Below are 305 nucleotides of genomic sequence, written 5' to 3'. Positions count from 1 at the left end.
CTTCCCGCTGGCGCTCTACCATCTTGGATCGGGTGTAGGCTTGGGTGGCGGCATTGCCCACCGCGTGCGCAAGGATCGTTTCCCCCAGGTCATGCTCTACACCTTGTTCCTGCATCCACGTGCGCAGCGTGGCCCGGAACCCGTGGGTTGTGATCGGCTTGCCCTTGTCGTCAGTGTACCCCATGCCGGTAAGCACCTTGCGCACGGATGCTTCACTAAGCGGGGCGCGTCCACTCTGGCCGGGGAACACCAAGTCAGGGTGCAGGCCGCGCAGGTCCTTGAGCACCGCCAACGCTTCGCCAGAT

At 63.9% G+C, this 305-nt stretch carries 1 protein-coding gene; it reads right to left on the bottom strand.

Annotation, left to right across the window (positions count from 1 at the left end; genetic code table 11):
• The coding region (locus Q4528_RS13315) for a tyrosine-type recombinase/integrase (protein WP_303521986.1) at positions 1-286 on the bottom strand (286 nt) is incomplete at its 3' end.
• Positions 287-305 lie beyond the last annotated feature (19 nt).

The sequence above is a fragment of the Staphylococcus pasteuri genome (assembly GCF_030547725.1).
Classification (GTDB): domain Bacteria; phylum Bacillota; class Bacilli; order Staphylococcales; family Staphylococcaceae; genus Staphylococcus; species Staphylococcus pasteuri.
This window is presented reverse-complemented; position numbering and strand designations above follow the sequence as displayed.